The sequence below is a fragment of the Paraburkholderia hospita genome (genome assembly GCF_002902965.1).
GTDB classification, from domain to species: domain Bacteria; phylum Pseudomonadota; class Gammaproteobacteria; order Burkholderiales; family Burkholderiaceae; genus Paraburkholderia; species Paraburkholderia hospita.
Window position 1 is genome coordinate 877,261 of sequence record NZ_CP026107.1, and the last position, 26,576, is coordinate 903,836.

Genomic DNA, 26,576 nt, shown 5'->3' on the forward strand with positions numbered 1-26,576 from the left:
AATAGGGATGCCATGTCTTCCGTCTGCGGAGCAGAGCGAACATGAAAAAGCGAGCGTCCACGCAAGAAGCAAACACGGCCGGGCCGGACGGACCGCACGTCTTCAGTTTTGCTGCGAATGGCGATGGCTTTCTGCTGGACGGCAAACCATTCCAGATCCGAAGTGGTGAATTGCACCCCGCGCGCATACCCGTTGAATACTGGCGGCATCGCATCCAGATGGCGAAGGCAATGGGAATGAACACCATTGCGTTGTATGTGATGTGGAATTATCACGAGCTAACCGAGGGTACGTTCGACTTTTACACGGACAATCGCGACATCGGGGCATTCATCCGTCTTTGCCAGGCGGAGAACATGTGGGTGTTATTCAGACCTGGTCCTTATGTGTGCGCGGAATGGGATCTCGGCGGTATTCCATCCTGGCTGTTGAAGCATACGGATATCCGGCTGCGCACGGATCGCGCCACCGATCCGCGCTACATGCGCGCTGTCGAGCGTTACATCAATGAACTCTTGCCGCGCGTCAAACCATGGATGACGGAAAGTGGCGGTCCGATTCTGATGATTCAGATCGAGAACGAGTTTGGATCATTCGATAGCAATTCCGCGTATCTGGAGGAGATAAGGCAACTCTGGATTCGTGGCGGAATACATGGACCGTTCTATACGGAAGACGGTCTCGTTCAATTGCAGCAGAACCACTCAAACGTCGCCGGTGGCGCAATCGCTTTGAGCAACGGCAACGCGGCGCAGATCGAAGCCGTGCGCAAGGCGTTTCCGTCCGTGCCGGCGATGGCAGGAGAGGTGTATCCAGGTTGGCTCACGCACTGGGGCGAGCGTGCATTTCAAGGTACCTCAGTCGATCTTTCCGCCACGCTCGATGAATTGATGCGCAAGAACCTGTCGTTCAATCTCTATGTGATTCATGGCGGGACGAGCTTTGGCTTCTATGCGGGCGCGAACGTGGATGCGGACTCGGGCGAGTATCAGCCCGACATCACCAGCTACGACTATGCCGCGCCTGTCAGCGAGCAAGGCGTGGCCACAGAACGCTATATGCAGTACCGCAGCATCATTGCCGGATACCTGTCGACGCCTTTGCCGCCAGTGCCTTTGCCAATCGAAACGATTCCGGTGACGGACGCGACCGGGACTCGCCGGTTGATGCCGCAACGCTATGCGTCCATCTGGGACAATCTTCCTGCTGCACTTCCTTCCGCGCAAACAACGCATCCGCGGCCATTCGAAATGTACGGTCAGGCGTTCGGTTTTGTGCTGTATCGGAAGAGACTTGCGCGCTATGAAAGCGGTTCGCTGGATATAGCCAATGTTCACGACTACGCGACCGTTTTCATCGGCGATCAATACGTGGGCGGTGTGTCGCGCACGCGTATGCCGGAAGAACGCGCGTTGCCGCTGAAAGTAGTGCATCGCGAGCCGGTTGCGCTGCCTGGTGCCTCGTCAGTGCCGGATGATGCCCGAGTGCTGGAGATTCTTGTCGAAGGCATGGGGCGCGTGAATTACGGGCATTCGATGATCGATCGAAAGGGCATTATCGATCCCGTCGTGCTGCATCATGCGTCGGGTGCGCGCGAGGTTCTGACAGGCTGGGAAGTCGTGCTCCTGCCAATGGATGAGTCGTTTGTCGAGAACTTGCGTCCGCTTTGTTCGAAGCCGGATAGAGCGGGACTCTTCTTCATGGCGACACTTTCAATCGATGCTATCGGTGACGTCTATTTCGACATGAGTGAATGGACCAAAGGCATCGTGTGGATCAACGGGCACAATCTCGGCCGCTATTGGAATATCGGCCCGCAGATGCGGCTCTATTGCCCGGCTCCGTGGCTCAAGCCTGGCGACAACACGGTGTTGATCTTCGATCTGCATCAGTTAGACGCCAAGCCGGTCAGTTTGGCATCGACCCTCTCATAGGCCGCCAGATACTACTGGCGACAATTCAATCGTCAGAACCTGAAATGGATCGAGGCGAATCGTTTGCGGGCCGTCTGCGTCCCATAGCGTCGGTACGTTCGCATCGCGGTCGACAAACGGAAAGCGCGCGCAGAACTGGCCTGCAATGCCACCCGGCAGTTCGAGATGCATTCTCAGATCGAGCACGAAATCGTTTGCGCGATCATCCGGATTGCGCAGCGTGACAATCGCCTTCGATGGCGTCCACGCGGCCCATCCGTAGATTTCAAGCTGATCCGGCGCGCCGCCGATCCAGTGGCAATCGCTCAGCACGTCGGCATTAGCGCGCGCCCAGCGGGCAGCCTTCGCGAGCACGTCCCAGTCGCGCTCATCGAGTAACGACGGCGTGACATACAGTTCCTGCAATTGCGTGCCGCTGCCGAAGTACGATTGAACTTCATGGGAAAACGCATGACCGGGATCGGTATTGAGACGAGCATTTTCCTGCGCGTAAATGATGCCGTGAAGCATCAGTGAATTGAGTGGGAACAGCGGACTTCGGCACACGACATTGCGATACGTTTGCGCATCGCGATACGTAATCCAGCACTCGCGATCGCTGCCTGTGCCCGCAAAACCATAATCCGCGCCGTCGCGCCAGATCGAATCGACAAAGCGCAGCCAGAACGGCGACGCTTGCGTGCCTGTCGACAGATTGACGAACACATCGTGCTTGACGCGGCGCATCGCTTCGATGAGTTCGACAGCCGCGTCCCAGTCGCTGTTGAAGCGGCTGCCGGGCACGACCCTGTTCGCGTTTCCGGTGCCATCGAGCTTGAAGTGATTGACGCCGTGTCGCGTGAGCAGGTCCATCGCGACTTCATGGAAGCGGCGATAGTACGTCGGGCCCGAGAGCGCGAATCCGTCGCCGATGGTCTCGTATCCGGCGGCGCGGCCGCGCGTCACGCGTTCCGTTCGCGGCGGGCCGTAGCCGCCCCACGGCGACAACCAGACGCCCGGCTCGGCGCCATATCGCGCGGCGGCGTCTTTCAAAGGCAGGAAGCCATCGGGAAACGCAGGGCTGAATGACCAGCTGCCGCTATAGTCGTCCCAGCCATCGTCGAACAGGAAGGAGTCGAGTTGCACGCCGCGCTTTTCGTGCAGTTCATGGCCGACCGCGTGAATGCGCTGGATGGCCTGATCCTGCGTGTACGTCGTCAGAAAGCCGATGTCGTACCACGAGTTGTAGTGCAGAAAGGGACGGTAGGGGCGCGCCCGTTCGCGCTCGATATAGGCTGCGAAGTCGCGACGCAACTGGCCTTCGCGAAACACCCCGGCAACAGCCGAATAAGCGAGTGTTTTTCCTTTTTCGAGCGGCAGTGCGCAGCTTACGCTAAAGCAGGCGACACCGTCGCGCACTTCGCTTTCCGACATGGGAAGCTCGAAGCCCAGATAGAGATTGCCGTCGACAATCGGCACTGCTGCGAGGTCGCCGGCTTTTTTTGCATGACGTGACTGCGCATGCAACAGCGAAACGGACGCGATGGGTTCGTCCTGCAAGAGCGCCGTAACCGACAGATGCTGACGAAGATAGAGCGAGCCCTCGCGCTGCTCCACGCTCCATTCGACACGCAAACGTTGCTCGCTATCGCCGAGCGTGGCGATCACGCGTTTGCCAGCAACACGTTCGGCTTTGCGCAGCGCATCCGGATTGGCAGGCAGTGCTTCTTCGCGCAACGGCGCGACGAGACGCAAACTGGCTGCGTCGAGCGTGCGTGCATCGGCGAAAGTGAGAACGAACGGCGCGCTAATAGCCAAAGTGCGGCCATGCGCGCGATCCGCCACGGAAACACCGCACAGAGAACGGTCGGATATCGTCCAATGCAGCGCAATCGCGCCATTGCCAAATGCGTAGCTGTCGTTTTGCGCCTGAAAAACGGGCGGACCCGCGTGCATGACGCGCCCCGTCCGCTACTTCACGGTCTGGAGCACCTCGAATCCCTCGAACTCCGGATGCCCGAGATAGAGCGCGCGCGACTCGCTTCCTGCATTCCGGTGCGCGGCGCGAAACGCTTCCGACTGTGTCCACGCCTCGAACGCCGGGCGATTCGCCCACACAGTGTGACTCGAATACAGCACGTGGTCGTCGCGTTGCGGTCCCTTCAGCAGATGAAACTCGACAAACCCGGGCACGTCCTTCAGATGCGTGTCCCGCGTCGTCCATACTTCCTCGAAGGCGCTTTCCGAACCCAACGCCACTTTGAACCGGTTCATTGCAATGAACATGACTGTCGCTCCCGTATGACTGCGATGTCGCGAAGTTGCTGATGCTTCGAAAGTCTACCGACGAAGTATACGCACAAGATCGCAAACGCGTGCATCAAGAGCGAACCGGACTACCGCCCGCGCGCCCATTGCGCGAACCCCGCGCACACGACCAGCAGCGAGCCGGTGACGAAGAACACGGAGTGCATGCCGAAATGGACGGCAATCTGTCCGCCGATCACCGGGCCGATCACCTGTCCGCTGAACTGCGCGGACTGCAGATAGCCGAGCATCTGACCCGTCTTGCTCTCATCGACGGCATGGCGCGCGAGCTTCGCAATGGCGGGCAACAGCCCCGCGAGCGACATGCCCATCAGCGCGCGCAGCGCAGCGAGTTGCCACCATTGATGAACGAACGCTTGTGGAAGCATCAGCAGGCCCGTGACGATCAGGCAACCAATAATCACATTCCACCCGCCGATCCGGTCCGCGAGCGCGCCGAGCCGCGCTGCCGTCAGCATGCTGCCGAACGCGGAGCAGGCCATCACGACACCCGCAATGCGCGCCAGTTGATCCGGCCCGACGCCGAGGCCGCCGACATACACGGTAATCACCGGCTCGATCGACATGTTGGCGAGCAGCACCATCATCGCTGTGGCGAGCAATGCGCCGATCACCGCATAGTGAGTGCGAGTCGAGTGCGTGGCTGTCGCGCCGCTGGCGGCTTTGCGCTTCGAATCGGTGGCGGGGTGGAAGTCTTCCTTGACGACGAAGATCGTCAGCAGCGCCGCCACGGCGATCACCGCACCGCCCGCGAAGAACGTGCCGCGGATGCCGAGCCAGCCCGGCAGAAAGCCGCCGATCAGCGGGCCGACCAGCGCGCCCGCCAGCGCACCCGTCGACAGCAGGCCGAGCGCCCAGCCAGCGCGCTCGCGCGGCGCCTGCGTGCCGACCATGACCGTCGAGGCCGACGCGTACCCGCCCACCAGACCCGCGATCAGACGCAAGCCGACCAGCTCGTACACGTTGTGCGCAATGCCGATCAGCGACATCACCACGGCCATGCCGACGGCGGCGCGAATCAGCATCGGCTTGCGGCCATAGCGGTCGGCCAGACGCCCCCACAGCGGCGCGGTGACGGCGGTGCCGAGGAAGGTCGCGCCGAACGCGACGCCCGACCACTGGATCACGTCTGCCTGCGATTCGACGCCGAGTTGCTTCACGTAGAGCGGCAGAAACGGCAGCAGCATGCTGAGGCTGACGAGCGTCGTGAAAGAGCCGAATACGCAGACCAACAGATTGCGCATCCAGTGCTGCTGATTGCGCTCCGTGTAGCCAAGTGAGGCGACGTCCGGCGCGGTGCGCATCGCAACGGTGGTCATGGGCTGGTTCATGCTGTGATTCCTTCGATCAAGTGTTGCAGGAAAGCCTTAACTGTTCTCCGGGTTGCCGCGAAGCGCGGCGAACAGGTCGACGGACAGCGCAAGCGCGAGCGCCGCTGCGCCGATCGCGAACAACATCTGGTAGTTGCCGCCGTTCTGTGTGAAGAGGAACGACATGCCGTATGCAGCGCCCGCCTGCAACACCGCGAAGCCGGTGGTGGCCGTGCTCCATGCGCCTTTTTGCGCAGCGGGGTGATGTGCGAGCAGTTCGTTCACACGGCCGAGCGCGAGCGGCACGATACCCGGCACGGCCGCGCCCATCAGCACGCTGGACACGATCAGCAGCGCGGGACTCGTGCCGATCAGCGGCAATACGACGGCGACGATCTGGATCACGAACGCGACGCGCAACGCAGGGCCGAAGCCCGCGCGGTCGGCGAGGTGTCCGCTCAATAACGGACCGGCGATCGCGCCGAGGCCGAACAGCACCCAGTATTGCGCGCCCGTATCGAGCCCCTTGCCGAGACCGCGCGATACGAAATCGACGAGAAACAGCATGTGCGGAACGAGGCCGATCGCGTTGAGCGCGTACTCCGCATACAGCGCGCGCAACGTGAAGCCGCTGTGCTTCCTGTGCTTCGCGTGATGCGCGGGCGCCGTATGCGCATGGGCGTCATGCTTGGGCCAGCCGTTCCATGCGGCGAGGGTCAGCAGCAGGGCGATGGCGGCGAGACCGAGCCAGGTTTGCTTGACCCCTTGAAGCAGCAACAGTGGCACGATCGTGCCGGACGCCGCGATGCCGAGGCCGATGCCTGCGAAAATCGCGCCGCTCACGAGGCCACGGCGCGACGGCGGCACATGCGCGAGCACAGTCGGCGCGGCCAGCACCATCAGTGCGCCGCCCGAAAGGCCCGACGCGAAGCGCCATACGAAGAACCACGAAAACGACAACGGAAACGCGCAAGCGACGAACGCAATCGTTGCCAGCAGCATCATCGCGCGCAATACGTGCGTTGCATTCGCGCGCCTGGCGAGATAGCCGCCGAGCAGCGCGCCCGCCAGATAGCCGCCCAGATTCGCTGCGCCGAGATACGCGGCCGTCGATGCCGCAAACCAGTGCGCGTCGATGATGGCGGGAAGAAGCGGTGTATACGCGAAGCGCGCAAGGCCAATCCCGACGAGGCTTGCGCTCGCGCCTGCCACCGTGCCGCGCGTGATGTTGAAGGCGGGTGGCTTCGTGATCCTGATAGCTGCGTCCTGCATTGTTATCTCCGTGCTGCTGTCGCTACTGCTTGCTGCGACTCCTCGAATAAAACATTGATGTGAAAAATACTATGGCATCCGAAATAATAGATATCGAGGATGCCATGCCGGTAATACCCGCTCTCTCAAGAACCGACGTTGCTGCCGCCGTCGACGTGCAAAATCTCGCCTGTCACGAAGCCCGCCGATTCCAGATAAAGCACGGCTTCCGCAATGTCCGTCACTTCGCCGAGGTGCCCGATCGGATGAAAACGTGCGAGTGCTTCGTGTCGCTCGCGCGGATGCATCGGTGTTTTGATGACGCCCGGCGCGACCGCATTCACGCGAATGCCTAGCGGCGCATATTCGATTGCCAGCGATCGCGTCACGGCATTCAGCCCGCCTTTGGTCAACGCAGCCATCGCTGCGGGCAGTCCGGCGCGTGGCCGATCCACGAGGCTCGCCGTGATGTTCACCACATGGCCGCTGCGTTTCTTCTTCATCTCCGTCAGCACGCGCTGCGTGATATGGAAGAAGCCGTTGACGTTGGTCGCCATGACGGCGTCGTAGTCTTCGGGCGTGTAGGCGTCGAAGGGCTTTGCGATGAAAATGCCCGCGTTGTTGACCAGCGTGTCGATCCGGCCAAAGCGCTCCAGCGCGATGGCGACGACCTGTTGCGCGGTCTTCGCATCGGCGATGTTGCCTTGCACAGTGGCAATGTCAGGATCGTCGCTTGGCTGGATCGAGCGCGACGTTGCGACTACGCGGAAATTGCGGTCGCGATACGCTTTGACCACCCCCGCGCCAATGCCCTGCGACGCGCCCGTAACGATCACCACTTTCTGTTCGGCACCCATTCACCCGCTCCTTTAACCAGTTGGGCCGTGTGGCCCGATGTCGATGGAGCAAGTCTAGATTGAGTCGATCGCAGAGAGAATCCACGCAATGCGGCAGACATTCTTCCGCCGGTCGGTTCAATGGGCGTCGGTGATGCGCTGTAACTGCTTGAAATGCCGGCGCAAACGCGGCGTGGCGAAATCGACGAAGGCACGCACTTTCGGCACCGAGAGGCGGCCGTGGGGCGTCAGAAGATGCACGGGCAAGGGCGCATGCTCGCTGTCGCGCAGCACGATGCGCAGCTGCCCGTCCTTTACCTGCTGCGCGATGTGATAGGAGAACATGCGCGTGACGCCTCGTCCTTCGACAGCGGATGCCACGGCGGCGTCGATACTGTTGACGATCAGGCGCGGCGAAAAATGGACGACCTGCGCGACGGTCGAGCCTTCGGCGGGCGGAAAGCGCCACGAATCGACGCCGAAGTGCGTCATCGAAATGATCTGATGTTGTTCCAGGTCCGCGGGCTCGCGGATCTGCGGATGCTTCGCCAGATAGCGCGGCGACGCCGTCACGACGCGCCGCACTTCGCCGACGGGAATCGCGATCAGGGTTGAATCGGGCAGATGCGCGATGCGTAGCGCGACGTCGATGCCCTCGTCGACGAGACTGACGGGGCGGTCGAGCATATGCAGGCGCACCGACACGGCCGGGTACTCGTCGATGAAGTCGTCGAGGATCGAGCGCAGCATGTCCTGGCCTGCGGCGACGGGCGCCGTGATGTTCAGCAGGCCGCGCGGCGCGGAACGCTCGCCCGCTACCAGCAGGTCGGCTTCCTCCAGATCGGTCAGGATGCGCCGGCACGCTGCCGCGTAGCGTTCGCCCGCCTCGCTGAGCTTGATCGTGCGCGTGGTGCGGTGCAGAAGCGGCGAGCCGACGTGCGCTTCGAGGAAGGCAATGGCGCGGCTCACCGCGGCGGGCGAACGGCCGAGCCGGCGGCTCGCGCCCGCCAGGCTGCCTTCGTCCAGCGTCGCGACGAACACTTTCATTGCGTCGATGCGGTCCATGGTGCAGTGCTCGGGAAGTCGTCGGCGGGGCGACGTTGCCCGGAAGTGTACAGCGGCGTGCGTGTTCAGGCCCTTCAAAGGCCGCACGACGCGTCCGCTAGCGCTGCGCCGTCACGAGCCAGCGGCGCAGATCGACGGCGTCCTGGAAGTGCGCCTGCGCGTTGGGATCGCCGAGCAGGATGATCAGCAGGGGATGACCGCGCACCATCGTGACGATGATCAGGCAGTGGCCGGCTTCGTTGGTGAAGCCGGTTTTCTGCAGGCCGATCCTAAAGGGGCCGTTGACGAACATCAAAACTGCGCGATCAGGCTTCGCCCTGTTCGTCTGCGCCGATCATGACATGACTAGCGGATTCGAATCGATAACGCGGCACGTCGAGATTTTGCGGCGCGGGTTTGTCCTTGAACACGCGGCCTGCCAGGTCATACGTCGAGCCGTGACATGGGCAAAGAAATCCGCCTGGCCAGTCATCGGGAAGACTCGTTTGCGGGCCAGGCTGGAAACGCGGACTCGGTGTGCAGCCGAGATGCGTGCACACGCCGACCACCACGAGCAGATTGCTATGCTCCGGGCGCGAGCGAAACTCGTTGTTGCAGTACGGCGGCAGCGGCATCGAGAAGGGCCGCGTCGTTTGCGGGTCGGCGACGAGCGGATCGGCGGCGCGCACATCGGCGAGCATCGTGTCAGTGCGATTGACGATGAAGACGGGCTTGCCGCGCCATGCCGCCGTCAACATGTCGCCGGGCTGCAGCCGGCTGATATCGACTGTCACGGGCGCGCCCGCCGCCAGCGCGGACGCCGATGGCCTGAACGATTCGACGAACGGCGTGACGACGGCCACGCCCGCAATGCCGCCCGCCACCGATGTCACAATCATCCACCGACGGCGTGCTTCGTCGATGGGCATGTCCGCGTCCGCGCTCATGATGTGCTCCCTTCCGGGTGCGTCGGCCATACGAACATCGCGCGAACATGGCCCGACGATTTGATGTCGACTAGACGCTGCTGGGTCTTGCCGTCATGGCTCGCGGTGATCTTGTAGCGCCCGTTCGGAAGCGATGCGAGCATGAACGGTCCGTGCGAGGTCGCATTCAAAAGCGTCTTGCCGTTCATGTCGGCGATGTGAACGGGAACGTCGGCGAGGTACTCATTCCCGTGATGCGTCGCCCCCGCAAATTCGAGTACGAGCGGGTATTTGTGCATGACATCCTTCAGTGCGGCCGATTGATCGCTGCCGACGCCACCGGAAAGATACGTGACCGCGCCTTGCTGTTGAAGCGGCGGCAGATTCGTCGTCGCTGCGAAAGCGACACTGGTTGCGGATTGCGCGAACACGAGCGCAATGACAACGAGACCTGCTTTGGTGAATGTGTTCATGATGATCCTCCATCGTGAAGATTAAAGCTGTTTATTGCAGATGTTTTCGATCAACGAGCGCTGCGCCTTCGTTGAAATTCATCGGACCGGATGCATCGCAAGCGCAACCTTGCACGTCGATAAGGCGGTCGCGTGCGCGATACAGACGACGAACGCGAACGCGTGTGCACGACGCGACATCGCAAGGATTTGAGATTCAAGGCATTCACGATGCGACCTCAAAGTCTTCGTGTCTGCAATGTAGGCAACGCGAATTAAATGAGAATTAAAGCGCGTGATACGGACGAGTACGGGGAATACTCGTCGCGGGGCGGATATATGACGCAGCGGGCGCCGCGCGGATTGCTGATGTCGGTGACGACCGGCTTCTGACGTTCGAGGCCGCTAGCCCATCAGTTCGGAAATCTCGATCAGGTTCAGATCGGGGTCCCGCACATACACGGAGCGTATCTTCTGCGTCGCGCCCGTTCGTTCGACGGGCCCTTCGATAATCGGCCAGTTGCATGCCGCGAGATGCGCGACGACCTGATCGAGCGGCACCGATGCGATAAAGCACAGGTCCAGCGCGCCCGGCACGGGCAAATGCGCCTTCGGCTCGAATTCGCTGCCGCGCACATGCAGATTGATCTTCTGGTTGCCGAAGCGAAAGGCGATACGCCCGGCGCCGAATGTCTCCAGTTGCATCTGCATGACCTGCGTGTAGAACTTCGTCGTGGCTTCTGCATTGGTGCAGGTCAGCACCAGATGGTCGAGATGGTCGATCATGAAGAGACTCCTTCTGTGAGTCAGCGAGCGCGCGCGTTCACGCGAATTCTGCGCGCATTCGCGCGTGCGACGTACAACGTAAGCGTGCCGCAGACGGCGAGCATTGCAAAGCCAAATCCGGCGACGGACGGCCATGCGCCGTTTTGCCAGAACCAGCCGCCCCACGAGCCGAGCACGCTTGAACCGAGATAGTACGCAAGCAGATACAGCGAGGTCGCGTGACCCTTTGCGCCATCGGCGAGTTGTCCGACCCAGCCGCTCGCCACCGAGTGCGTGATGAAGAAGCCGATAGTCAGCACGATGATGCCGAGCACGACAGGTACGAGCGCATGCATCAGCGTCAACGCAAGTCCCAACGCGGCCACCATGACGCCCGCAGTCAGGACCGGCCCGCGCCCGCAGCGATCGGCCAGCGCGCCCGCGCCGGATGCGGCGACGATACCGAACAGATACGAACAGAAGATCAGGCCGGTTTGCGTCGCGCTGAGATCGAACGGCGGCGCCATCAACCGAAAGCCCGCGTAGTTGTAGACGGTGACGAACACGCCCATGACGAGGCAGCCTGTTGCGAACACGGCGGGCAATGTCGCGGCCGTCAGATGTTTGCGCCACAGCGCGATGTGATGAACAGCAGTGAGGTCCGCGCGTTTCACGAAATTGCGTGAGCCTGGCAACAGCAACACGAACGCGATAGCGGCCAGCACGTCGACAATACCAATGGTCAGCATCGCCGTGCGCCACGACAGATGATCGCTCATGTAACTCATGCCCACGCGCCCGATCATTCCGCCGAACGCCGTCCCGCCGACATAGAGCCCCATCGAAAGCCCCAGCCCGCGCGGATCGATCTCCTCCGCGAGATACGCCATCGCGACGGCGGGCACGCCGCCGAGCGCCAGCCCTTCCAGCGCGCGGGCCACGAGAATGCTGTGCCAGTCCGCTTCGAGCGCGGCGCAGACGTTGAAGAGCGCGGCGAGCGTCATCGATGCGAAGATCAGGCCGCGTCTGCCGAACCGCTCCGATAGCACGCCTGCGCAGAGAATCGAGAACGCGAGGAAACCTGTCGAGAGCGATAGCGCGAGCGAGCTTTGCGCCGCGCCGATATGAAATTCGCTGGCGAAAACAGGCAGCAACGGCTGCACGCAATACAGCAGCGAGAACGTGGAGAAGCCCGCAAGAAAGAGCGCGATGCTGATGCGGCGAAAGTCCGCCGAGCCGGGCCGCACGCCGGATGCGCCGGTGGTGTTGGAACGTGTGCTGGATGTTTCGATGCGATCGGGCGTGGCAACGGATGGATCGGAGTTCATGGACAAGATCGGCGGTCGACTGTGACGCAGGAATTGTCCTGCGCCAGAGCTATACTGTCCAATATATGAAACTGGCTAACCCGATACGTTTTAGCACTAGCATGGAACTGCGTCATTTACGATATTTCGTCGAGGTTGCAAGTGAGCGCAACTTCACGCGCGCGGCTGAAAAGCTCGGCATTGGACAGCCGCCGCTCAGTCAGCAGATCAAGAGCCTTGAGCGCGAGTTGGGCGTCGAGCTGTTCCGTCGAACCGCGCATGGCGCCGAGCTGACGGGCGCGGGCGAAGCGTTTCTGATCGAAGCGCAGCGCGTGCTGGGCGGCGCGCAACGCGCGGCGCAAGCGGCGCAGCGGGCCGCGCGTGGCGAGACGGGACGGCTGCGTATCGGCTTCACGGGGTCGGCGGCGTTCAATCCCGTTGTGCCCGCGCTGATTCAGCGTTTCAAGAGCCGCTATCCGACCGTCGATCTGACGCTCGAAGAAGCGAATACGCCAGCGCTGCTGCAACGCCTGCTCGATGACGAGATCGATGCCGTGTTTTTCAGGCCCGGAACCACTTTGCCGGAGCACGTGCAGACGCATCGCTTTGCGGATGAGCCGATGAAAATCGTGCTGCCGTCAACGCATCCGCTCGCAGCCAAGAAGCGCTTGCCGTTGACGGCGCTGGCCGACGAACCATTCGTGCTTGTGCCAGGACCGGCGGGCGTCACGCTTCACGATGAAATCGTCCGCGCGTGCGGCGAGGCGGGCTTCAGTCCGCACCTCGCGCAGCCTGCGCCGCAGGTGTCGTCGGTGATCAATCTGGTGGCGGCGGGCCTCGGCGTGTCCATCGTGCCCGCCGCGATTGCGCAGGTGCAGGTGAAGGGCGTGCGTTACGTCGATGTGCAGGGCGCGAAAATGCGGGCGCGTCTAGCGTTGGGATGGCGTGAAGGGGACGCGTCCGCGACGCTCGGCAATCTGGTCGGATTGCTGTGACGGCTTAATCTCTCGCCTCGATCAGCCGCATGCGGCGTTCGAGTTCGAAGAGATCGACGGCCGACGAGAGGTACGTGTCACGGCGGCTGTGCTCGGCGCGGTCCAGCAGTTCCTCTGCGCGGTCCAAGAGTTCGAAGATGATCCGGAGGAAGTATGCGAACATGGCGTGCTCCTGTTGCGTTGGTTCAGGCGCAACCATTTGCATCGAGCGTGCCATTTCGGAGAAGTCCTTGTCTGGCGGGCTTGCGGGTTATCCAACGACCGTCGGCGGATGCGAATGTGTTCGGATAGACCCAACTTTCGCCCGGCAACAGTTTGCTTTCGCCATGCTTCCATGCGGATAACCGCTTCACAGATGCGGCCGCATTTCGACGGTATGCATTTGACGCGGGAGCGCGACTTCATGCGTGCAGAAGGCCGGTTCATGAACATTCGACGCAAGGAGAATCCGATTGACACCGCTGGAGAGACTCGAAGGCTTCGACGACAACGTCGCTTCTCTATTGCAGCAATGGAATGCACCCGCCGTCGGGGTCGCTGTCGTCGTCGATGACGTGCCTGTGCTGACGCGCGGATACGGCTTTCGCGACTATGACAAGCGCCTGCCGTTCGATGCGTCGACGCTCTTTCCCATCGCGTCGAACACGAAGCTGTTCGTCGCGCTGGCTGCCGGCATGCTCGTCGACGAAGGCAAGCTCACGTTCGACAAACCGCTTTGCCAGCATTTACCGGAACTGCGGTTTCGTAACGACATACTGACGCGCTCCGTCACGCTGCGCGATCTTCTCGCGCACCGCACGGGCATCACGCGTCACGACATGATGACCTACGGCGCAGCAGCGACGCCGAAGGAAGTATTCGACCGCCTGCATCTGATGAAGCCGACCGCTGGCTTGCGCGAGACGTTCATCTACAACAACGTGATGTACTACGCGGTGGCGCATGCGATCGAGCGGCTGGGCGGCATGTCATGGACGGAGCTGGTTCGCAAGCGCATTCTCGAACCGGCGGGCATGCGCGATACGTCGTTTCTCTATTCGGAGTTGCTGAACGAGCCGAATCTCGCCATCGGCTACACCGAGTACCGCGACCGCCGCGAACTGCGCAAGCTCGATACGAAGCGGAAAAGCGATTTGCCGTGGCCGTCGGGCAGCATGGTATCGACGCTCGGCGACATGTCGCGTTGGCTGTCGTTGCTCGTCAACGACGGCAAGGCCGAAGACCGGCAAGTGATAGCGAAGACCTTGCTGCGCGAGACGATGGCGCCCGCGATATCGCTGCCGAACTCGGCGCCGGAACTATATGGTTGGTGGGAATCGCTGAACGGCGCATATGGGTTGGGAAGGCAAACGGAAGTCTATCGCGGGCATCTGTTGGCTTCTCATGGCGGCGATATTCGCGGGTTTCATTCGAAGGTCTCGGTCATGCCGAAAGAGCGGATCGGCGTGAGCGTGTTCGTAATCGGCGACCATTGCGCTGCATTGCGCGACGTCGTCCACTATCAGCTCTATGAGCGTTTGCTGGGCCTCGAACTGACGCCTTGGAACGAGCGTCTGCTCGGGCTGATCGAACCCGCGCGGCAAGCGATGTCGCAGGCGCGTAGCAGCCGCTACGAAGACCGGATCGACAACACGAAGTCATCGCATCCACTGGAAGACTATGCGGGCGACTTCGCGCATGAAGCCTATGGCACGATCGCGATTGCGCTCGAGGATGACCATCTGCGGCTGAAGTTTCGCGATCAGGATTTGCAGTTGCAGCACTATCACTACGACCGCTTCGACGCTGAAGTAGAGGATCCCGAAGACGACGCACGCTGGCGCATCAACTTTCAAACGACACACGAAGGCGATATCGACCGCTTCGTCACGAAGATCGTCGAGAACGAAGTCGTATTCGTGCGCAAGGAGTTTGCTCATGCGCCCGCCGTGTTGCAGCGCTTTGCGGGCGTCTACGAAACGGCCGTCGGTGTGCGCGTCGACGTGTTCGTGCGCGACGACGGCACGTTGTGGCTGCGCGTGCCGGGGCAGCGCGACGAGCGCTTCATTGCTGCGCGGGATCGCGTGTTTCGCATAGCGTCCGCGCCGGGCTCGACCTTCGAGTTCATCGAGCGTGACGGACAGATCGTCTCGCTCGATCAGATGACAGGGGCGGGGCGTTTCATTCTTCGCAAGGTGTGACGGCTATATGGACGAGCATCCTGCGTCCCCGGAAAAACCGACGTCCAGCCGGTCCCGCGTCAGCACTCTTCGGCAGATACCCGGCAGCGTCTGGGTGTTGGGCTGCGTGAGCCTGTTGATGGACATCTCTTCGGAGATCATTCACAGCTTGCTGCCGATGTTCATGTTGGCGAGCCTCGGCGCGAGCGCGACGACGATCGGATTGATCGAGGGCATCGCCGAGGCAACGGCGCCCATCGTAAAGGTGTTTTCCGGTGCGCTCAGCGATTACCTCGGCAATCGCAAATGGCTCGCCGTCGCGGGCTATGGACTCGGCGCGCTGAGCAAGCCGTTGTTCGCGATTGCGCCGACCCTCGGCCTCGTCGTGACGGCGCGCGTAATCGACCGGATCGGCAAAGGCATTCGCGGCGCGCCGCGCGATGCACTCGTCGCCGATGTCACGCCGCCGCCGCTGCGTGGGGCTGCGTTCGGATTGCGGCAGTCGCTCGATACGGTGGGCGCTTTTCTCGGGCCGTTGCTCGCGGCCGCGATCATGCTGATCTGGGCGAATAACTTCCGGCTTGCGTTCTGGCTCGCCGTCATTCCGGCAGTGCTGGCTGTCGCGTTGCTGACGGTCGGTATCGACGAACCCGCGCGCCAACCGGGCGCGAAGCGCGTCAATCCGATCCGGCGCGACAGCATTCGTCAACTCGATGGCGCGTACTGGTGGATCGTCGCAGTCGGCGCCGCGTTCGCACTCGCGCGCTTCAGCGAGGCGTTCCTCGTGCTGCGCGCGCTGGACAGCGGCGTGCCCGTCGCGCTGGTGCCGCTCGTGATGGTCGCGATGAACGTCGTGTATTCGCTATCGGCCTATCCGCTCGGCAAGCTTGCCGATTCGACGAGTCATGTCAGGCTGCTGGTCGCTGGGCTCGTGATACTTGGCGTGTCCGATCTCGTGCTTGCCCACGCGGTTCACTGGAGCATCCTGCTCGTGGGCGTCGCCCTGTGGGGCCTGCATATGGGCATGACGCAAGGGCTGCTCGCGACGATGGTGTCGCACAGCGCGCCTGCGCATTTGCGGGGCACTGCGTTCGGCTTGTTCAATCTCGCGAGCGGACTTGTGACGCTGGTTTCCAGCGTGATCGCGGGCGCGTTGTGGGACACGATAGGCGCGGCTGCGACGTTCCATGCGGGCGCCGTATTTTGCGTGGTCACGATCGTGCTGCTGCTGGCACGTCCCGCGCGACGCATCGATCTGCGCAGCTAAACGGCGCGTGCGAACGAGCTTACGTTGCCTCACTGCGAAATAAGTTTGCTAACCCCGCGCGGCAAGCGACAGGTTTTCTGCCTGAAAGATTCGCAGATGTAATGGCAACCGGACTGCCAGTAAAAGTTATTACCACGTCAGCGATAAACGAGGTTTTATCGATTATTCCTTTCACGAAGCTATAAAGCTTGCATAATTATTCGTAACAATAAAAGCAGGGACATTATCTTTGTAATGCCTGTGAATGAAAATGGAAGAAGTGCGGATTTATAAGAAAAAATGCATATTTATCAGTATGTTGGAGTGCTATCTTCTGGTGCGAACGTGCTGCGGCAACGTTGTAATCCCGCATGGATGTAGAACGGAAATTACCACGCGAAACCTAAAGCAATATTTAGAGACGTCGTAAACCCCGTCGAGTGGCGGCGCGAAATAGTGAATAAATTGCGTCGCCGCTCATGTCGATTTTTCCAGAACCGAAAGGGGTTGAAATGCTGAACATCAATACAAACATCATGTCGCTGACGGCGCAGAACAATCTGTCGGGTTCGCAAAACGCGCTCTCGCAGGCGATCAACCGTCTATCGTCCGGCAAGCGCATCAATACGGCCGCTGACGACGCGGCGGGTCTCGCAATCGCGACGTCGCAGACGGCATCGATCAATGCGTTGACGCAGGGCGCCGCCAATGCGAACAACGGCATTTCGATGGTGCAGACCACGAACGGCGCGCTGCAATCGATCGTCGACAACCTGCAGCGCATCCGTCAGCTGGCAGTGGAAGCAGGCGACGGCTCGCTCGACTCGAACGCGCTCGCCAACCTGCAGGCGGAAGTGTCGACGCGTCTGACGGAAATCACACGCGTTGCACAACAGACTACGTTCAACGGTCAGGCGGTGCTGAACGGTGTCGGCTCGGTCAACTTCCAGATCGGCGCGTTCAACGGCCAGCAGATCACCGCGAACTTCGGGACGCAGAGCTGGGACGCGAACTCGCTGGGCATCAGCGGTTTGAGCGTGGCGACCGCTTCGGGTGCGCAGGCCGCCATGAGTTCGATCGATAGCGTGCTGACGAGCGTGAACACCTTCCAGGCAACGCTCGGTGCAACGCAGAACACGTTCCAGGCCGCCATTTCGACGACGCAAACGGAAGCGACCAATATGAGCGCCGCCGAATCGCAGATCACCGACGCGGACTTTGCGACGGAAACGGCCAACCTGTCGAAGGCCCAGGTGTTGCAGCAAGCGGGCATCTCGGTGCTCGCGCAAGCGAACTCGATGCCGCAGCAGGTGCTGAAGCTTCTGCAGTAACGGGAACGGCATTGTGCATCCTGTGTTGGGCGAGCGGGATGCACGGTGTTTCCTTAACGGATCATCTTCCAGTTCGCTAAGGCACGCCCTATCTGCTCAAGGTCGCGAGGATTCGAGCGACGGATAAAGCCGCGCCAGCATTGCCTCGAAAGTCGCCTCCGATACGCGCCCCAAGTGCTTTTCCAGCAATCGCCCATTGGCATCGTAAAAGAGCGTGGTCGGATAAGCAGTGACATTCACACTTTTTGCGAGCGTCAGTTGCGGATCAAAGCGGGAGTTATCGATGTGCAAGTTGAGGTCTGCCAGAAACGCCTCGACCGTGTGGCGGTCTTCTCCCTGATTCACGAAAACCAGATCGAGTTCGGGATGGCTCGTCTGCGCGCTGGCAAGCACGGGCATTTCCCCTCGACAGGGTCCGCACCATGTCGCCCACAAATTGACGACAAGCGGCTTGCCGTTATTGCGTGCAAGGGGTTGCGGCATGCCGGCCTCGTCGAGTAACGATATGGACGGCACGTGCGAGGGCTGATCGGATCGTTCCATCACTGCACCAGCGATGCCCCACGCGACGAAGCCCGATATTGTCGCGATGGCTAACGGGCGCCGTATTGCCGATCGCCGTATTGCGGTAACCACCGCGACGACGATTCCCGCCGCAATGCCGGGTATCGCCGCGAATCCCGCGTCTCTGATATCGAGCATTTGCAGGAAGTCGCCGCGATAGCTCGGCAGGTATTGAAGGACGAACACCGCACGCGCGACGAACAGGCCAATGAGTAACGCCGTAAACAGGGCGCGCTCGACGTCGGATTGCTTCTCGCCAGAGAATCTACTGGCGAGTAGCGCTACGGCAACGCCGATGAACAGTGCAAGCGGTCCAGCAGGAAGCGCCAAGGGGCCGATATTCATTCGTTTGTTCCAGGTGCGTAGCCGAGTTCCAGTGACTTGGAATATACCGCTAAGGTCACAAGCGCATGAACACCCTGGAGGATCAAGAATATGCTCGTTCGTCTCGTTCCTGGCTGCGATTGATTTCCGCCCTTTGAAGAAATCAGCAAATGGAGGCGAGCGTGATCGCTCGCCCCGACATCGCGACACGTTCACACCTGCGCGAGGCCACCGTCGACGAACAGGTCGATACCCGCAACGAAGCTGCTCTCGTCAGATGCAAGGAACAGCGCCGCGGACGCGATTTCCTCAGGCCGACCGATGCGGCCCAATGGCGTCGCGGCAGCGAACCTGGCGCGCAGTTCGTCTGCTTCGGCGGCCGTCGCAACCTGGCTGTCGATGATCGGCGTGTCGATCGCGCCTGGGCTGATGGCATTGACCCGAATGCCGCGGCCCTTCAGTTCGACGGTCCATGTCCGCGCCAGCGAGCGGACGGCTGCCTTCGCCGCGCTGTACGTGTCGTGAGCCGGCAAGCCTTTGACGCCTGCAACCGAACTGGTCAGGATGATGCTGCTTCCATTGCCCATCAACGGCAGCGCTTTCTGCACAGTGAAAATGAGTCCGCGCACGTTGACGTCGAACGTTGCATCGTAGTGCTGTGGCGTAATCGCTTCGAGCGTGCGATGTTCGACCGCCCCTGAATTGGCGAACAGAACGTCGATCTTGCCGCGTTGCTCTCCGACAATGGAAAACAGGCGATCCAGTTCATCGAGCTTCGTCACGTCGGCCTGCACGGCCGTCACGTTGCGGCCAATCTGCTGCACGGCTTTGTCGAGTTCCAATTGCCGCCTGCCGACGATGAACACATACGCGCCCTCGTCGACGAAGCGTTGCGCGGTGGCAAGTCCAATGCCGCTGCTGCCGCCTGTGATGACGGCTGTTCTGCTTGCAAGTCGATTCATGATGTTGTCGTTCCTGATTCAAGCGGATTCAAGCGGCTTCGGTTTCTGCATGAAACGCATAGTCGGTATAGCCACGCGCATCGCCGCCGTAGAAGGTCGAACGGTCGTAGCGGGTGAGCGGCTTGCCAGTGCGCAGACGTTCGGGCAGATCGGGATTCGAAATAAACATGCGCCCGAATGCGACGAGGTCTGCGTGGCCGTCGGCGACGATCTGCCCGGCGCTTTCGCCCGTAAAGCCGCCTGCGGCGATGATCGTGCCGTTGTAGAAGCGGCGCATGTCTTTCGACGTGACGTCCGACTCGCTCGTCTCCTGCTCGACGATGCCGCGAATACGCGGCTCGATGATATGCAGATACGCGAGGTCATAACTGTTCAGACGCTCTGCGACATAACCGAAGGTGGCATGCGGATCACTGTCCGACATCGTGCCGTACGTGCCGCTCGGCGACAGCCGCAGTGCGACGCGGCCAGGCCCCCACACGGCGACGACAGCATCGAGCGTTTCGAACAGGAATCGCGCGCGATTGTCGGTCGGGCCGCCATAGGCGTCGGTGCGATGGTTCGTGCCATCCAGCAGGAACTGCTCGAACAGATATCCATTGGCGCCGTGAAGCTCGACACCGTCGAAGCCCGCCTCCTTCGCCAGCACGGCGCTGCGACGGAACTGCTCGACAATGCCCGCAATTTCGTCGATCTCCAGTTCGCGCGGCACGATCAGTTCGGCTTCCGCGACGTTGCCGTTTGCGTCGCGAATCGCCGCATGTTCGAGCGAGCGCAACGCGGACGGGGCAACAGGCGTGACGCCGCCCGTGTTGGCGGGATGCGCCTGGCGTCCCGCGTGCCACATTTGCAGGAAGATGCGCGCGCCCTTCGCGTGCACGGCATCCGTCACGCGCCTCCAGCCCTTTACCTGCGCATCCGTGTAAATGCCCGGCGCGTCGACGTAGGCAATGCCAAGCGGCGAGACGGCCGTCGCATCGCTAATCAGCAGGCCGCCTTCCGAGGCGCGCTGCGTGTAGTACTCGACCATCAGGTCGCCGGGCACGTTGCCTTGCCCGGTGCGCATCCGCGTGAGCGGTGCGAGCACGATGCGGTGACTGAGTTCGAAAGGGCCGACATGGGTACGGCTGAAGAGCGTGTTCATGCGTGCATCCTCTGGATGAGTGTTGAAGATGACGGGATCATGAGCGCCCGTTAAGCCGCGCAGAAGAGGCCTGGCGGGGATAACTGCCATTCCTTGAGAGAATAGGGCCTGACGACTTCGACGAAACCTGGGAGAGGCGCAGCATGGATCGACTGGCCGCAATGGAAATTTTTGTCAGCGTTGCCGAGGCGGGCTCGTTTTCGGCTGCCGCGAAGCGGATGAACGTGGGGCAGCCCGCCATTTCCAAATCCGTTGCACAGCTGGAAGAACGCCTGGGTGTGCGGCTCATCCTGCGTTCGACGCGAGGTTTGACAATGACGGACGCTGGCCAGCGTTTCTACGAGCATGCGAAGCGCGTGATCCAGGAGGCCGACGACGCGGAGCAGGTCGTGCGCCACGCCTCCGATAGCCTGTCCGGCAATCTGCGCGTTAGCGCGGCGGTGACGTTCGCTTGCCTGCATGTGCTGCCGTCGCTGGACGCCTTCTTGAGCCGGCATCCCAAGCTGGAAATCGACCTCAAGCTCGACGATCGCATCATCGATCTGCTCGAAGAGGGCATGGACGTGGCGTTGCGGATGGGGGCGCTGACTGATTCGTCGATGACGGCGCGGCGTATCGGGCGAAGTCCGCGGCTCGTCGTCGGCACGCCGGACTATTTTTCGCGCGCTGGTGTGCCCACGACGCCCGCCGAGTTGGATCGACATCAGGCAATCGTCTACTCGCAGGGCGGCGGCGGCGAGACATGGACGTTCCGCCAGAACGACAGCGACGTGGATGTGACGGTATCAGGGCGTGTCCGCGTGAGCGCGGCGGAAGGCATGCGCACGGCCGTCCTCAATGGAATGGGGCTCGCGATCGCGTCGCGCTGGATGTTTTCTCCCGAGTTGGCGTCGGGCGAGGTCGAGGCCGTATTGACCGACTGGACCTTGCCCGCGGTCGATCTTTGGGCCGTCTTTCCATCGGGGCGGCTGGTGACGGCGAAAGCGCGGGCATTCGTTGAATTCGTCGAGGAGGCGCTCGCTCGGGCGTAATGGCGAGTCGCATCCGCCAAACCCATCACTCAATGGAATAACTGGAATTCCGCGCCGGCTACTACTGAAGACTCCCGTTCAAAACTACATTTCGTTCAACCGACCGGATGTCGGAAAGAACGCTCAAACATGCCGCGCGATATGCAACGCGAAAGGTTTGAGCTGAAACGGAATTGATAGAACTGGAGAGCAGGAATGGGCACGAGCAGCAAGGTACTGGTAGCGGGCGCGAGCGGACTGATTGGTGTTGCCGCTATCGAAAGCTTTCTCTCTGCGGGTTGGGATGTGGTCGGCATTTCCCGGCGCAAGCCGGACCTGCCGAGCGGCCGCGAATTTGAATTCATCCCCGTGGACTTGCGTGACGAGAACGCTGCGCGTGAAGCGCTATCTGCGCTCGGCGGCATTACGCATGTCGCGTATGCGGCAATCTACGAGAATGCGGATGATCTGGTGAGCGGCTGGTCGAACGCCGATCAGATCGAGACCAACAACGCGATGCTGCGCAATGTGATCGAGCCGCTCGTTTCAGGAAAATCGAAAGCGACGTTCAGGCACGTGTCGATCCTGCAGGGCACGAAGGCGTATGGCGTGCACCTGCATCCTATCGCCATTCCGGCACGCGAAAGCGACCCGCGCGACGATCACGCAAACTTTTTCTTCGATCAACAGGACTACGTGCGCGAGGCGGGTGAAAAGCACGGGTTCACCTATACCGTGCTACGTCCGCAACTCGTGACGGGGAAGACCCCCGGCGCGCTCAATGTGCTTCCCGCTATCGGCGTCTACGCGGCTATCCGCCGCGAGAAGGGCGAGTCATTCGGCTTTCCGGGCGGCCCGTCGTTCGTCTGGGAAATGGCGGATGCCGATCTCGTCGGCGAGGTGATGGTTTGGGCAGCGCAGTCTCCGCAGGCGGCAAACGAGATCTTCAATGTCACCAACGGTGATGTCTTCGAATGGCGCAGCGTATGGCCGGCGATGGCGAAGACGCTCGGTGTGAATGCCGGAGCCGACGAGCCAACGAGCGTCGCGCAGTACATTCGTGAGAATACGGACGTGTGGGCGAAGATCGTCGCCAGGTACGGACTTGCGAGCGGCGATCTTCGCTCGTTCGTCGGGCAGGGCGACCAGCACGCCGATTTTGCGTTTGCCTATGGCGCGCCGGCGGGGCCCGTCGCTTTCGTCAGCACGGTGAAGCTTCGCAAGGCGGGATTCAATGCGGCGGTCGATACGCGCGATGCGTTCTGCGACGCGCTTCAGTCTTTTATCGACCGCAAGCTGTTGCCGCCCGCGCTGTGACGGATTTGTATTCGCCTGCGCAGTGAGCGCTTTTGCGATCAGAACGCGAACTGTCCTTCCGCGGCAAACGTGGAGAGCGGATTGCGCAGGCTCGGCGTCTCGCGCTTCTGCAGTCCTTCAGGCAACGAGGACTTGTCGCCGGGGCGGCCGATCGCAATCGCCGCTTCGACGGCATAGTCGTCGGGAATAGCCAGTTCTGCACGGATGCGCTCGCGTTCGATACCGGCAAGACCATGAGCCTTCCATCCGGATAAACTGGCCTGCAGCGCGCAATAACCCCAGGCAGCACCCGTATCGAAGGAATGCGACGCCAGCGCGACCTCGTCGGTTGCGCCTGGCGGCGTGAACGACCGCTTCGACAGTACGATCAGAATGGCGGCCGCATGTTGCGCCCAGCCTCGGTTGAACTCATTGAGAAAGCCGAGAAAGCGGGTCCAGTGCTCCGTATCGCGCCTTGCATAGACAAAGCGCCACGGCTGCGAGTTATACGAAGAAGGCGCCCAGCGTGCCGCTTCGAGGAAAGTCAGCAGTGAGGCTTCCGGAATCGTGTCTTGCGCGAAGGCGCGTGGCGACCAGCGTTCCAGAAATTGTCTGTCGATGGGATGCTCGGCTGTACGTGAATTCGATGAAGTCATGATGGTGATGTGTCGCGTTTGATCGTCGGAGTTTCGTGCCTGTATCGGGATATTCCGAATCACGACGTTAAGTGGCCACATGCGCGAATCCAAACAATGTTTGCGCATATCGAAAGCAGCGAATCATCGATATGCGAGGCGCACAGCGCGAAGCGACGCGCATCGTAGTAATGTCGATTTGCATATATTCATGATCTGACCTCGCTCGCCTACGGCATCAAGGTCATCGCGATTGCTCCGCTGACGTCGCTGCTGGCGCTGCTCGCGATCCGCTGTGAACCATCCGGCTACGATATCGACGGCGGGGACTATGTGATCGTGCCGTCCGTCACTGAGCGCGCGGGCGCCTGAGGGTCCAGTTCATCCATCGGCGGTGCGTTGCAAAGCATTGCACAAATGCTTGTTTGTGCAATCCGCCGCCACTGACTAGATTCGATGAATATTGCCACGAGCAGGAGGACGCATCATGTCGATGAACCTCGCATCGTTTTATCGTCAGGCCGTATTTCATCCCTTCCAGGCTGCGCGTCAGCGATTGCAGGCGCGATCCGCCCACGCCGCTGAAGACCTCACCGACCCGCAGGCAGAGCACTCGCCGCGCGATGCGGGTGAGCGCCTCGAGCGTATAGCCGTCTATGCGCGAGCGGGCTACTTCAATATGGGCTACACGTTCGAGATGTTTCATGTGATCGGCGAAATAGCGCCGGACTAATTGAGTCGCGCGCATGCATGGAGCGTAAGCAATGAGCGATATCGTCGTCGAACAGCCAGCCGTTGTCGAAGCCGCGTTGAACTATCTCGTCGCGACGGGAGAAAAGCCCGCCACGTATGCCTATGAGCCGCCTGCAGGCGAGCCACAGCGCAGCGGCGTGTATCGGACGCAACGCGTGAATATCGTCAATGCACGCGTGTCGCCGCCGCCGGGTGGCTTATCGCTGGACCGCAATGGCTTTGAACTGCGGCAGCACGCGAGCGCGCTCAGCGACTTCTCGGACCCAGCCGCGATCGAACGCATCTACTACCCTGAGGCCGAAGCGTTGCTCAAGCGTTGGACGGGTGCGAAGCGCGTCGTCATCTTCGATCACACGCTTCGCGACGGCCAGGCGGCGCGAGCGAGCGGCGTGCGCGAGCCTGTCAAATTCATTCACAACGATCAGACATTCGTCTCGGGTCCGCGCCGCGTGCGCGATCATCTGCCGCCGCATGATGCGGCAGAACTGCTGAAAGGCAGGGTGGCGATCGTCAACCTGTGGCGTCCTGTCGGATCGACGGTCGAATCGTCGCCGCTCGCATTGTGCGATGCGCGCAGTATCTCGCTGACCGATCTCGTGCCGTCGGATCTGATCTATCCGGACAAGATCGGCGAGACGTATGCATTCGTTTTCAATCCGCGGCACCGCTGGTACTACTTTCCGTTGATGTCGCCGGAGGAAGTGCTGCTGCTGAAAATCTACGATTCCGCGGGCGACGATGTTGCGCGGCTGACGGCGCATACCGCATTCGATGATCCGTCGTCGCCACCCGATGCAAGAGCGCGGCGCAGTATCGAACTGCGCTCGTTGCTGTTCTTCTGAGCTTGCGCTGGCACGCCTATCGGCGTCAATCATTGGTCAGCGAACGCACTCACGACATGCAGCGTGTGGGCGTGAACAGCGCCAGCCTGCAAAAAACACGACGATCGCATAAGCTTCGTCCAGCGCGTCGGTGTGTTCGTCCAGTTCGAGTGGCTGTCGCGTCGCATAAGGAGGTGTCCATGACGCACGGCAATGCTCAGTCTGCCGCAAACAGTTTTTTCCCCGGCTTCCGGAGACTCGACGTCGATACGGAGGACGTGTCGTTTAGTGGCGTGACAGGCGGCTCCGGCCCGCCTGTTCTGCTGCTGCACGGCTATCCGCAAACCCACATCGCCTGGCGAAAGATTGCGCCGACGCTCGCACAATCCCATACCGTCATCGTGCCCGACTTGCCGGGATACGGCGACAGCCGCACGCGAAACGATCAGCCGCGATGGACCAAACGTCGCGTTGCGCAAGCGCTCGTCGGCTTGATGGATCGCCTGGGGCATGAGCGGTTCGCCGTCGTCGGGCATGACCGTGGCGCGCGCGTCGGATACCGGCTGGCGCTCGATCATCCTGCGCGCGTTGCCGCATACGCGTCGCTGACAGTCATCCCCACGCTGGATGCCTTCGCGGGCGTCGACAAAACCTTCGCGCTGAATGCGTGGCACTGGTTCTTTCTCGCGCAACCTTTCGATCTTCCGGAGCGCATGCTGGACGCCGACCCCGACGCATTTATCGATGCGGCACTGTCGAAGATGGCAGGCGGACTCGACGGGATCGATCCGCTGGCACTCGATGCTTACCGGGCCGCGTTTCGCAAGCCTGAAGTGCGTCATGCAATCTGCGAGGACTATCGTGCCGCGACTGCAGAGGACCTTCAGTACGACACAGCCGATTTCGAGGCAGGGAAGAAGCTGACATCTCCGGTGCTGGTGCTGTGGAGTGAGCGGGAGCAGAGAGCACGAAAGACGCTGCCCATCGATGTGTGGTCGAAATGGGCATCGCGCGTGACGGGAAGGGCGCTGCCCGGCGGTCATCTGCTGCCCGAGGACGCGCCGGCTGAGGTGCTGTCTGCGCTCGTGCCGTTTCTTGCGGAAGCGTTCTAGATATCTGCCATGGCCTCGGACTCTCCGTCATGGCCGCTGCGCCAGCACGAAGCCCGCACCAGATGCGTCGAGCGGTTATGTATAATTGCGAA

Annotated in this window: 26 protein-coding genes; 10 read left to right on the forward strand and 16 right to left on the reverse strand. The window is 61.4% G+C overall.

From position 1 onward, the window contains the following. The first annotated feature begins 41 nt into the window (after nucleotides 1–41). On the forward strand, nucleotides 42–1,934 hold the full coding sequence (locus C2L64_RS37160; protein ID WP_007583170.1) for a beta-galactosidase: 1,893 nt from the start codon (nucleotides 42–44) through the stop codon (nucleotides 1,932–1,934). On the opposite strand, the gene C2L64_RS37165 is transcribed toward C2L64_RS37160, so the two are convergent. The 11 genes from C2L64_RS37165 to C2L64_RS37215 form a co-directional block, all read right to left on the reverse strand. Beyond that, entirely contained in the window at nucleotides 1,929–3,869 is a 1,941-nt protein-coding gene (locus C2L64_RS37165; protein WP_007583169.1) for an alpha-galactosidase, read from the reverse strand. The two genes, C2L64_RS37160 and C2L64_RS37165, sit on opposite strands and share 6 nt — an antisense overlap. 15 nt (nucleotides 3,870–3,884) lie before the next feature. Further along, complete coding sequence (locus C2L64_RS37170) at nucleotides 3,885–4,199, reverse strand: antibiotic biosynthesis monooxygenase family protein (protein WP_007583168.1); 315 nt, start codon at nucleotides 4,197–4,199, stop codon at nucleotides 3,885–3,887. A 110-nt stretch (nucleotides 4,200–4,309) separates the two neighbouring features. Beyond that, nucleotides 4,310–5,572, reverse strand: a complete 1,263-nt coding sequence (locus tag C2L64_RS37175; protein ID WP_007583167.1) for an MFS transporter — start codon at nucleotides 5,570–5,572, stop codon at nucleotides 4,310–4,312. A 36-nt stretch (nucleotides 5,573–5,608) separates the two neighbouring features. After that, on the reverse strand, nucleotides 5,609–6,823 hold the full coding sequence (locus C2L64_RS37180; RefSeq protein ID WP_007583166.1) for a YbfB/YjiJ family MFS transporter: 1,215 nt from the start codon (nucleotides 6,821–6,823) through the stop codon (nucleotides 5,609–5,611). Between the two features lie 125 nt (nucleotides 6,824–6,948). Then, the gene (locus tag C2L64_RS37185) at nucleotides 6,949–7,659 is read right to left on the reverse strand and encodes an SDR family NAD(P)-dependent oxidoreductase (RefSeq protein ID WP_007583165.1); all 711 of its coding nucleotides are present in this window, start codon (nucleotides 7,657–7,659) and stop codon (nucleotides 6,949–6,951) included. Between the two features lie 117 nt (nucleotides 7,660–7,776). Then, a complete protein-coding gene (locus tag C2L64_RS37190) occupies nucleotides 7,777–8,703 on the reverse strand; it encodes a LysR family transcriptional regulator (RefSeq protein ID WP_007583163.1) in 927 nt (308 codons plus the stop codon). Between the two features lie 97 nt (nucleotides 8,704–8,800). After that, entirely contained in the window at nucleotides 8,801–8,995 is a 195-nt protein-coding gene (locus C2L64_RS37195; protein ID WP_007583157.1) for a hypothetical protein, read from the reverse strand. A gap of 13 nt (nucleotides 8,996–9,008) precedes the next feature. Further along, nucleotides 9,009–9,629, reverse strand: a complete 621-nt coding sequence (petA, locus tag C2L64_RS37200; RefSeq protein WP_007583155.1) for a ubiquinol-cytochrome c reductase iron-sulfur subunit — start codon at nucleotides 9,627–9,629, stop codon at nucleotides 9,009–9,011. Next, nucleotides 9,626–10,081 carry a hypothetical protein gene (locus C2L64_RS37205; RefSeq protein ID WP_007583153.1) on the reverse strand — a complete coding sequence of 152 codons (456 nt, stop codon included), beginning with the start codon at nucleotides 10,079–10,081 and terminating at the stop codon, nucleotides 9,626–9,628. The genes petA and C2L64_RS37205 overlap by 4 nt, the downstream gene beginning before the upstream one ends. Nucleotides 10,082–10,465: 384 nt before the next feature. After that, a complete protein-coding gene (locus tag C2L64_RS37210) occupies nucleotides 10,466–10,846 on the reverse strand; it encodes a VOC family protein (protein WP_007583152.1) in 381 nt (126 codons plus the stop codon). 20 nt (nucleotides 10,847–10,866) lie between these two features. Continuing rightward, entirely contained in the window at nucleotides 10,867–12,153 is a 1,287-nt protein-coding gene (locus tag C2L64_RS37215; protein WP_007583151.1) for an MFS transporter, read from the reverse strand. Between the two features lie 101 nt (nucleotides 12,154–12,254). On the opposite strand from C2L64_RS37215, the gene C2L64_RS37220 reads away from it, so the two are divergent. Next, on the forward strand, nucleotides 12,255–13,127 hold the full coding sequence (locus C2L64_RS37220) for a LysR family transcriptional regulator (RefSeq protein ID WP_007583150.1): 873 nt from the start codon (nucleotides 12,255–12,257) through the stop codon (nucleotides 13,125–13,127). Between the two features lie 4 nt (nucleotides 13,128–13,131). On the opposite strand, the gene C2L64_RS37225 is transcribed toward C2L64_RS37220, so the two are convergent. Beyond that, nucleotides 13,132–13,290: a DUF3563 family protein gene (locus tag C2L64_RS37225; RefSeq protein WP_007742991.1), complete on the reverse strand. Its 159-nt coding sequence runs from the start codon at nucleotides 13,288–13,290 to the stop codon at nucleotides 13,132–13,134. 289 nt (nucleotides 13,291–13,579) lie between these two features. On the opposite strand from C2L64_RS37225, the gene C2L64_RS37230 reads away from it, so the two are divergent. From C2L64_RS37230 to C2L64_RS37240, 3 genes are all read left to right on the forward strand, one after another. Then, nucleotides 13,580–15,307 (forward strand): serine hydrolase, encoded by a 1,728-nt coding sequence (locus C2L64_RS37230; protein WP_007583136.1) that lies wholly within the window; start codon nucleotides 13,580–13,582, stop codon nucleotides 15,305–15,307. A 7-nt stretch (nucleotides 15,308–15,314) separates the two neighbouring features. Then, nucleotides 15,315–16,553, forward strand: coding sequence for an MFS transporter (locus tag C2L64_RS37235; protein WP_051058200.1), 1,239 nt, complete (start codon nucleotides 15,315–15,317; stop codon nucleotides 16,551–16,553). A 491-nt stretch (nucleotides 16,554–17,044) separates the two neighbouring features. Continuing rightward, nucleotides 17,045–17,863, forward strand: a complete 819-nt coding sequence (locus C2L64_RS37240) for a flagellin domain-containing protein (protein ID WP_007583132.1) — start codon at nucleotides 17,045–17,047, stop codon at nucleotides 17,861–17,863. 96 nt (nucleotides 17,864–17,959) lie between these two features. On the opposite strand, the gene C2L64_RS37245 is transcribed toward C2L64_RS37240, so the two are convergent. From C2L64_RS37245 to C2L64_RS37255, 3 genes are all read right to left on the reverse strand, one after another. Further along, complete coding sequence (locus C2L64_RS37245; protein WP_007583131.1) at nucleotides 17,960–18,772, reverse strand: TlpA disulfide reductase family protein; 813 nt, start codon at nucleotides 18,770–18,772, stop codon at nucleotides 17,960–17,962. A gap of 191 nt (nucleotides 18,773–18,963) precedes the next feature. Further along, complete coding sequence (locus tag C2L64_RS37250; protein WP_007583129.1) at nucleotides 18,964–19,713, reverse strand: SDR family NAD(P)-dependent oxidoreductase; 750 nt, start codon at nucleotides 19,711–19,713, stop codon at nucleotides 18,964–18,966. Between the two features lie 28 nt (nucleotides 19,714–19,741). Beyond that, on the reverse strand, nucleotides 19,742–20,857 hold the full coding sequence (locus C2L64_RS37255) for an alkene reductase (RefSeq protein WP_007583127.1): 1,116 nt from the start codon (nucleotides 20,855–20,857) through the stop codon (nucleotides 19,742–19,744). Nucleotides 20,858–21,000: 143 nt separating this feature from the next. On the opposite strand from C2L64_RS37255, the gene C2L64_RS37260 reads away from it, so the two are divergent. Then, nucleotides 21,001–21,888, forward strand: a complete 888-nt coding sequence (locus C2L64_RS37260; protein WP_007583125.1) for a LysR family transcriptional regulator — start codon at nucleotides 21,001–21,003, stop codon at nucleotides 21,886–21,888. A gap of 195 nt (nucleotides 21,889–22,083) precedes the next feature. Then, nucleotides 22,084–23,184, forward strand: a complete 1,101-nt coding sequence (locus C2L64_RS37265) for an SDR family oxidoreductase (protein ID WP_007583123.1) — start codon at nucleotides 22,084–22,086, stop codon at nucleotides 23,182–23,184. 38 nt (nucleotides 23,185–23,222) lie between these two features. Here the strand turns inward: C2L64_RS37265 and C2L64_RS37270 are convergent, their stop codons facing one another. Then, complete coding sequence (locus tag C2L64_RS37270) at nucleotides 23,223–23,819, reverse strand: nitroreductase family protein (RefSeq protein ID WP_007583121.1); 597 nt, start codon at nucleotides 23,817–23,819, stop codon at nucleotides 23,223–23,225. A 466-nt stretch (nucleotides 23,820–24,285) separates the two neighbouring features. On the opposite strand from C2L64_RS37270, the gene C2L64_RS37275 reads away from it, so the two are divergent. From C2L64_RS37275 to C2L64_RS37285, 3 genes are all read left to right on the forward strand, one after another. After that, complete coding sequence (locus C2L64_RS37275) at nucleotides 24,286–24,531, forward strand: hypothetical protein (RefSeq protein ID WP_007583119.1); 246 nt, start codon at nucleotides 24,286–24,288, stop codon at nucleotides 24,529–24,531. Between the two features lie 31 nt (nucleotides 24,532–24,562). Next, entirely contained in the window at nucleotides 24,563–25,393 is an 831-nt protein-coding gene (locus tag C2L64_RS37280; RefSeq protein WP_007583117.1) for a CmcJ/NvfI family oxidoreductase, read from the forward strand. Between the two features lie 179 nt (nucleotides 25,394–25,572). Continuing rightward, on the forward strand, nucleotides 25,573–26,484 hold the full coding sequence (locus tag C2L64_RS37285; RefSeq protein ID WP_007583115.1) for an alpha/beta fold hydrolase: 912 nt from the start codon (nucleotides 25,573–25,575) through the stop codon (nucleotides 26,482–26,484). Nucleotides 26,485–26,576 lie beyond the last annotated feature (92 nt).